We start from the raw sequence: 7,814 nt of genomic DNA on the forward strand, positions 1-7,814 counted from the left end.
GAGGAGTACAACTACGGCGGCAGGCACAGCTACGTGACGCGCACGTTCCCGACCGCGCAGGTGCCGCTCTTCCTGTACCCGCCGGCGCTCTAGCGCTGGGGGCGTCTTCGCGGGATGCCACTCCGGTACGCCTCGGACGGCGTGTCGCGGACCGGACAGGCATCTGGCGGTCAGCGCAGCAGGGCGAGGAGCGTCTCGAAAGCCGGGGTGCGCGGGTCGACGAGGTCGAAGTGGTCGGCTCCGGGCAGTTCCAGCAGCCGCGCCCTCGGGTGCCTCGCGGCGTAGGCGCGGCTGAGCGCGATCGGCACGTCGGAGTCGGCGTCGCCGTGCACGAGCGCCACCGGGACCGGCGGGGTCGGCTGCCGCAGCGGGTCGGCCGCCGCGAGCGGCTCCACGCCGAGGAGCTCGCCGACGGCGTCGTCGCTGAGGTGCAGATCGGCGGCGGCCTGCAGGTCGACGACTCCGGCGAGCGCCACCACGGCGCGCACGGACGGCGACGGATGGGCGGCCTGCGACCACACGGCCAGCTGCCCACCGGCGGAGTGGCCGACCAGGACGGCCCGCGGGTCGCCGCCGAGCAGGACGGGCAGCGCCGCGAGGAGCGCGCGGACGTCGTCGCCCGTGCCCGGCCAGCCGCCGCCGGGATCGCCGACTCGCCGGTACTCCGGCAGCAGCACGTCGTGACCGCGGTCGGCGAGCGCCGCGGCGAGCGGACGCAGATGGGCCCGGTCCCAGCGGCCGCGCCAGAATCCGCCGTGCACCAGGACGACGGCGCCGCGCTCGGGAGCCGTCGGGCGGTAGCGGTCCGCGATCTGCTGCGGCGCGGGTCCGTAGCTCAGCACGGCGTCGGGATCGCGGGCCTCGAGATCGAGCAGATCGGTCACGGTCGCACTCTAGGGCGCCGAGTCGCGACAGGACCGGGGAGGACCACCCCGGATCGCCCCCGCCTCACGGAGGATGGACGGGTGACCGACACCGATCCGATCCTGCCGCGCCGCGTCCTGCCGAGCATCGGAGTCGGCGCCGTCGCCGCCGTGCTCGGCCTGCTCCCCTGGGTCGTCACCGGCATGCGGCTGCCGCTGCAGAACCTCTGGGCGACCGAGACGACGGCGATGCCGTTCGCGCTCCTGCCCTTCAGCCAGTACGCGCTGACGCTGATCGTCGCGGTGCTCGTGACCGGCTGGGCGCTCGCCGGCCTCGCCGCGCGCCTCGGGCGGGCGCGGGGGGTGCATCCGGGAGCCGCCGCACTCGGCGTCGCCGTCGTGCAGCTGATCGCGCTCGTGCAGACCGCGGTCGTGGTCGCGGGCGGACTCGCGGAGGGGACGGCCTCGGACGTCTACCTGGCCGCCCTGGTCAGCGGCTCGGTCGCCGCGATCGCCGTCGGCGCGGTCGTGCTGCTGCTGATCGCCACGGCGCCCCGCCCCGGAGCCGCGATCGGGATCTCGCTCGCTGCGGTGGCCGCGGGGAGCTGGGTCACGGGCCTCGTCGCTCCGCTCAGCTCGGGAGGAACCGGTGTGGACCTGACGCTGCTCGACCTGGTGCAGTGGCTGCCCGGGATCCTCGCCGGGGCGGGTCTCGCGTGGTGCGGTCTCACCTCCATCGGCCGGGTCGCCGCGTGGGTGGTGAGCCTGGCCGTCCTCTGGATCGGGCCGACCCTCTTCACGGCGGTGTCGGCGGCGGCCGGCTCGAGGGTGCTCGCGCAGTACCCGCTCGAGATGCTCGACTACGGGCAGCAGGTGTTCCGCACCGCGCTGCTCCTGCCGGCCGTGTCGCTCCGCACGCCGATCACCGCGCTCGTGGTGGGTGCCGTGGGCTTCGTGGTGCTGAGCGCGGTGGAGCGGCGTCGCTCGCAGGCGACCTCGCTGATCGAGTAGCCCTCGGAGAGGACGTATCGAGATCGACGCCCTTTCCGGACGAGGGTCTCGATACGCCCCTGCGGGGCTGCTCGACCAGCAGAGCGGTTCTCAGGACTCGAACCAGCCCCGGGGGTGGTGATCGGCCGTCAGCGGCGTGCGCACCCGGGTCGGGCGCGCCCAGCGGACCGCGTTCGCCAGCACCCGCTTGATGTCGGGGTGGTGGTAGACGGGGTAGTCCTGGTCGCCGGGCGAGAAGTAGAACACCTTCCCGAGACCTCGCGTGTAGGTGACTCCCGAGCGGAACACCTCGCCGCCGGTGAACGTCGAGAGGAACACCGTCTCCTCCGGCACCGGGATGTCGAAGTACTCGCCGTACATCTCCTGCTGCGGGATCACGATCGGGCTCGGAACGCCCTGCGCGATCGGATGCGTCGGCGCGATGGTCCAGACCAGCTCGCGGTCCTGGTCGTTGCGCCACTTCAGCGAGCACGTCGTGCCCATCAGCACCTGGAAGATCTTGGAGTAGTGGCCGGAGTGCAGCACCAGGATCCCCATCCCCTCCTGCACGTGCCGCAGCACGCGCTGCACCACCTCGTCCGACACCTCGCCGTGCGCGATGTGGCCCCACCACAGGAGCACGTCGGTGCGCGCGAGCGCCTCCTCGCTCAGTCCGTGCTCGGGCTCGGGGAGCGTCGCGGTGCGCACCGCGACCTGGTCGCCGAGCGACTCGGCGAGGCCGTCGGCGATCACGCGATGGATGCCCTCGGGGTAGTGCTTCATCACGGTCTCGTCGCCGCGGGTCTCGTGGCGGAACTCGTTCCAGACCAGGACCTCGACGGGACCGGTCGGAGTGGTCGCGGTGGTCGTCTCGAGAGCGCTCACGCGACCTCCACCTCCTTCTTCTCGGCCGCCGAGCGGTAGATCGCGTCGATCACGCGGCTGCGGTGCAGCGCGTACTCGCCGTAGTGGCCGGAGTAGCGGGGCTCGCCGGCCGCGATCTCGGCTCCCGAGGCGATCGCGTCGAGGAACTCGGCGATCACCGACCGGTGGTGGCCCGACGGCACCGGGATGCTGGGGCGCGAGGTGGTCGGTGCGCCGGCGACCTCGGAGTAGAGCGTGACGGTTCCCTCGGTCGCGTAGTCGGCGACGTGCAGTCGGGCGCCGCCCGCGGATCCGAGGAGCTCGACCTCGATGTCCTCGTCGACCTTGGAGTAGCTGGCCCAGGAGGCGTCGAGCTGGAGGCTGCGCCCGTTGTCCAAGCGCAGGAGCGCGCTCGAGAAGTCCTCCACCTCGAAGGCGTGGGTGCCGGTCGCGGCGACCCCGTACGGGCGGCCGCCGCGTCCGGAGCGCCCGATCTCGCCGTATGCGACGGCCGAGACGCTGGTGACGCGCGGCTCGTCGAGCAGGTGCAGAGCGATGTCGAGCACGTGCGAGCCGAGGTCGATCAGCGGACCGCCGCCGGCCAGTGCCTTGCTCGTGAACCAGGAGCCGATGCCGGGGATGCCGGTGCGCCGCTGCCAGCTGGCGCGGGCGTGGTAGACGTCGCCGAGCGGAGCGTCGTCGAGGTAGCGGCGCAGATAGGCGACGTCCGCGCGGCGGCGGTGGTTGTAGGCGATCTCGAGCACGCGGTCGGCCGCCCGCGCGGCCTCGACCATCTCGGCGGCGAGGTCGGCGGTGGTCGCGAGCGGCTTCTCGCAGAAGACGTGCTTGCCGCTCTCGAGCGCGGCGACCGCGATGGGGTGGTGCAGGTGGTTCGGCACCCCGATCGAGACGACGTCGAGGTCGTCGCGGGCGACGAGGTCCTCCCAGTCGGAGTAGAGGTCGGGGACGTCGCGCGTCGCGCCGAGTTCGCGCAGGCGCGCCTCCTCCTGACCGGCGAGGGCGACGACCCGCGCCCCCGGCAGGGCCTGGAAGGCGTCGAGATGGGTGGTGCCGGCGAAGCCGAGGCCGACGACGCCGACCCGGAGCTCGGGGGTGATCTCTGTCATGCCCGAAGCCTAGTCGAATTGATTCGAGTGCTGGATAAACTCCGTGCGGCAGGCGGAGGAACGACGAGGGTCCGGGGCATGGCGCCGCGGTGGCCCGCGAGCGGACGCGGGAGGGGTCCTCGGGGCGGGGCAGGGCCCGTCCCGAGTCCACTCGCGGACCGCCGACATGGCGAGTGGGCGCGCGATGGGGTCTGCGGAACGAGCAGGGGCCGGTTCGCGTCCACTCGCCCGGCCCCTGCTGATCGAGTAGGTCGCGGAGCGGCCGTACCGAGATCTGCGCGACCTGGGCACGGGGGGTCTCGACTCGCGGCCTGCGGCCGCTACTCGACCAGCAGGGTCGGCGGCCGCTGCTCGACCAGCAGGAGGGGCGGAGCCCGCTCCTCGACGAGCAGAGGCCCGCTACGCGTTCGAGCGCAGCAGGCGCACCGCGATGTACTCGCGACCCGGCAGGTCGATGCGGAAGCGGCCCGAGTACGTGCCCGGCAGCCGCTCCACCGTCATGCCCCACGTGTCGATCACGTCGACGGTGTACGAGACGTCGGGCTCGAGCAGGAAGCGGCGGTAGGTCGGCCGGTCGAAGCCGAAGTAGTACAGGTAGTACTCGCCCTCGACGCCTGCGCGGGGGATGTCCCAGTCGAGCGGGATCGGCTCGAGCCCCGCGGACGGCCCCTCCTCGAGGATGCGATCGAGGAACGCGATGCGAGACGGGCTCGTGCCGCGCAGCTCCCCGCCCTTCGCCCACCAGAGCACGTCGTCGGGGTGCACGTACGTCTCGCCGTGGCCCACGTAGCCGCCGCGCAGCGCCCCCTCCCAGAAGCGGCGCACCAGCTCCTCGCCGGTGATGTTGCCCCAGCCCTGGTCGATGTCGCCCTCGTAGGCGCACTCGTCGATCACGACGGGCTTGCCCCAGCGGCGCCACTCCGTCGTCATCTCGGCGGTCTTGTAGACATCCTGGCGCTGGATGCTCGCGTGCGTGATCCAGGGCCGGGAGTAGTCGTAGAAGTCGCGGCAGTTGTGGATCGACAGCAGGTGCCGCGAGGGGTCGTCGGCCGTGACGATCCGCGCGAGGCGCTCCCAGTCCTCCTCCGTCTTCTCGAACAGGAGGTCGTACTCGTTGGCGAGCGACCACCAGACGTTCGCGTAGGACGCGAGCCGTGCCACGGCGTACCGCACGTAGCGGTCGTCGGCGACGGCGTCCATGGTCGAGAAGCCCCACCGGTCGTAGGCGTGGAAGAGGATCAGGTCGGCCTCGATGCCGAGCTCCCCCAGCTGCTCGACGCGCCGCTCGAGGTGCGCCCAGAACTCCGGCGACGGCCGCTGCCAGTCGAAGCCCTGCTCCGGTGAGCCCTCGAACGGGTAGCGCTCGGGCTCGTTCTCGTTGAACAGGTACGACTTGGGGAACACGCACATGCGGATCTTGGTGAAGGGCGCCTCGGCGAGGGTCGCGAGCGTGCGCTCCTCGAGCTCGTCGCCCTGGTGCGTCCACGCGTAGGCGGTGGTGCCGATCGGCCGGTGGCGGGTGCCGTCGGCGTGCGCGAAGTGGAAGGACCCCGCGACGCGCACCGGTCCGTGCCGGCCGTCCCGAGCAGCGGTCACCGACACCGAGCCGGTGACGCCGTCGAGCGAGCGGGCGCTGCTGGAGGTGGTCCAGGCGTACTCCCCCACGGCCTCGGGCATCCAGCGCAGGCGGTACACCCCGTCGCCGTCGTAGAACCCCGGCACCCGGACCGAGCCGTCGGGGCCGTCGATCATCGCCGACAGCTCCACGTCGACGAACGGGTTGCCGTGCGACGGGCCGCGCAGCTCGAGCTCGAAGCGCTCGAAGACCGGCACCGACGCCGGCGCGAGCACCGCGGCCGACCCGAGCGGGATCTCCGCCCCCTCGTACGACGCGGAGGGCGGGACGAAGAGCTCCTGCTCGCGGAGGGGAGCGGGCTCCTCGGTGGGGATCGCCGCGATCTCGGCGAGGAGGGCCTCGCGGGCGGCCTCGTCGAGCGACTCCTCCGTGTCGACGACGAGGCCGATCGGATAGCTGTGCAGGGTGTGCAGGATCGACGAGCGCACCAGGCCCGGGAGGTGGCGCTCGACGACGGCGTGCCCGCGGGGGTCGTGCAGGACCTCGTACAGGCGCGTGGCCCGCGAGAAGCGCTCGGTGGTGGTGGCGTGCGGCACGGTCAGCCCTTCACGGCGCCGGCGAAGGCGCCCTCGACGAAGTAGCGCTGGAACATCAGGTAGACGATCAGCACGGGGAACACGGACATGATGGTGAAGGCGTTCAGCGGCCCGTAGGAGCTGGTGAACTGCGATTGGAAGCCCTGCAGCGCGAGCGGGATCGTCCACGAGTCCTGGCTCTGCAGGAGCGCCAGAGCGATGGAGTACTCGTTCCAGGTCGAGACGAAGTCGAGGATGAACAGCGCGGCCAGGGCGGGACGGGCCAGCGGCAGGATGATCGTCAGGAACAGGCGCCAGTTGCCGGCTCCGTCGATCCGCGCGCTCTCGTCGATCTCCTCCGGGATCTGACGGAAGAAGCCGTACAGGATGAAGGTCTGGTACGGCAGCCCGAACGCGATGTACGGCAGGATGATGCCGACGTTGGTGCTGAGCAGCCCCAGGCCGTTGATGACCTGGAAGAGCGGGGCGATGGCGACCTGGATCGGCACCATGGCGCCGAGGGCGATGATCCCCATCAGCAGGCGCTGACGGCGGAACCTCATGCGGGCCAGAGCGAAGGCGGCGGCCGCGGAGATGAACAGGCCCACGGGGACCTTGATCAGGGCGATGATCAGGCTGTTCCCGCCGGCGGTCAGCAGGTTGCCCCGGTCCAGCGCCTCGACGTAGTTGCCGAAGTCCGGCGACCACGGCGGGACGAACGCCGGGGTGCTGAAGATGTCGGCCTCGCTCTTGAGCGAGGTGAACACCATGAAGATCAGCGGCACGGCCCAGATCAGGACCGCGAAGACGAGGCCGATCCAGAGACCGGCTCGGACGAAGTCGCGGCCGCCGACGGGGCGCCGCTCGCGTTTCGGCGCCGCGACGAGTCCGGGGGCGCTGGTCGGGATGCTCGTGACGCTCATGAGTTCTTCTCCTGACGTGCCGTCCAGACCATGTACGGGACGACGATGACGAGGGTGATCACGAGCAGGACCGTGGCGATCGCGTTGCCCTGCCCGTACTCGTGGTTGTTGAAGGACTGCTGGAACGACCACAGCGCGAGCACCTGCGTCTGCTGCGCGGGGCCGCCTCCGGTCATGCCGACGATCAGGTCGAAGACCTTGATCGAGTTGATGATCGTGAGGACCACGACGATGACCGTCGTGGGCCGCAGCGCCGGCAGCGTCACGTTGCGGAACACCTGCCAGGCATTGGCGCCGTCGAGCCGGGCGGCCTCGACGTGGTCGGGCGAGACGCTCTGCAGGCCGGCGAGGAAGAGCACCATGTTCGTGCCCGCGATCTGCCAGACGAACGCCGCGAAGATCGAGTAGAGCGCCAGGTTCTTGTCGCCCAGCCACTGCACCTCGGCGAGCCAGGGCAGGTCGAACAGCTGCGCGAGGTTCACCCCGACGCCGTAGTTCGGGTTGTACATCCAGCGCCACATGTTCGCGATGGCGATCGGAGCGAGGACGCCCGGGATGTAGAAGAGCGAGCGGAACGCGTTGCGCCCGAAGAGCGGCCGGTTCAGCGCCAGAGCCATCACGAGGCCCAGTCCCACCGGGATGAGCAGCGACAGCACGACCCAGATGAGGGTGTTCGAGAAGGCGGTCCAGAAGACGGGGTCCTGGGTGAAGATGCGGACGTAGTTCTGGAAGCCCACGAAGACCTGGGGAGCGCCCTGGAAGCCGGTCCATTCGAAGAAGCTGAGCCGCACGGACTCGAGCGAGGGGCCGACCACGAAGACGAGGTAGGCGGCGAGCGCCGGAGCCAGGAACGGCAGGGCGGCGAGGAAGCCGGTGCCGCCGAGGCGGGCGAGCGT

Annotated in this window: 7 protein-coding genes; 1 reads left to right on the forward strand and 6 read right to left on the reverse strand. The window is 71.3% G+C overall.

All coding sequences use genetic code 11. From position 1 onward, the window contains the following. Positions 1-170 precede the first annotated feature (170 nt). Positions 171-884: a S9 family peptidase gene (locus tag IOC53_RS18165; RefSeq protein WP_207407945.1), complete on the reverse strand. Its 714-nt coding sequence runs from the start codon at positions 882-884 to the stop codon at positions 171-173. 81 nt (positions 885-965) lie between these two features. Between IOC53_RS18165 and IOC53_RS18170 the strand changes: the two genes are divergently transcribed. Further along, positions 966-1,874, forward strand: coding sequence for a hypothetical protein (locus tag IOC53_RS18170; protein ID WP_207407947.1), 909 nt, complete (start codon positions 966-968; stop codon positions 1,872-1,874). Positions 1,875-1,964: 90 nt separating this feature from the next. On the opposite strand, the gene IOC53_RS18175 is transcribed toward IOC53_RS18170, so the two are convergent. The 5 genes from IOC53_RS18175 to IOC53_RS18195 all read right to left on the reverse strand — a co-directional run. Beyond that, positions 1,965-2,738 carry a ThuA domain-containing protein gene (locus IOC53_RS18175; RefSeq protein ID WP_207407949.1) on the reverse strand — a complete coding sequence of 258 codons (774 nt, stop codon included), beginning with the start codon at positions 2,736-2,738 and terminating at the stop codon, positions 1,965-1,967. After that, a complete protein-coding gene (locus tag IOC53_RS18180) occupies positions 2,735-3,844 on the reverse strand; it encodes a Gfo/Idh/MocA family protein (protein ID WP_207407951.1) in 1,110 nt (369 codons plus the stop codon). Before IOC53_RS18180 ends, IOC53_RS18175 begins: the two co-directional genes overlap by 4 nt. A 399-nt stretch (positions 3,845-4,243) precedes the next feature. After that, positions 4,244-6,016 (reverse strand): DUF5605 domain-containing protein, encoded by a 1,773-nt coding sequence (locus IOC53_RS18185; protein WP_307786255.1) that lies wholly within the window; start codon positions 6,014-6,016, stop codon positions 4,244-4,246. Between the two features lie 2 nt (positions 6,017-6,018). Continuing rightward, complete coding sequence (locus IOC53_RS18190; RefSeq protein WP_207407953.1) at positions 6,019-6,918, reverse strand: carbohydrate ABC transporter permease; 900 nt, start codon at positions 6,916-6,918, stop codon at positions 6,019-6,021. Next, positions 6,915-7,814 (reverse strand): carbohydrate ABC transporter permease (locus IOC53_RS18195; RefSeq protein WP_207407955.1); only part of this gene is annotated, 900 nt, incomplete at its 5' end. The genes IOC53_RS18195 and IOC53_RS18190, both read right to left, overlap by 4 nt.

It is taken from the genome of Rathayibacter sp. SD072, from assembly GCF_017355185.1.
Taxonomy (GTDB): Bacteria; Actinomycetota; Actinomycetes; order Actinomycetales; family Microbacteriaceae; genus Rathayibacter.

What these genes read in the sequence shown, in the direction of transcription:
- IOC53_RS18180 (WP_207407951.1), bottom strand. Translation starts at nt 3,844, where the DNA reads ATGACAGAGATCACCCCCGAGCTCCGGGTCGGCGTCGTCGGCCTCGGC.
- IOC53_RS18190 (WP_207407953.1), bottom strand. Translation starts at nt 6,918, where the DNA reads ATGAGCGTCACGAGCATCCCGACCAGCGCCCCCGGACTCGTCGCGGCG.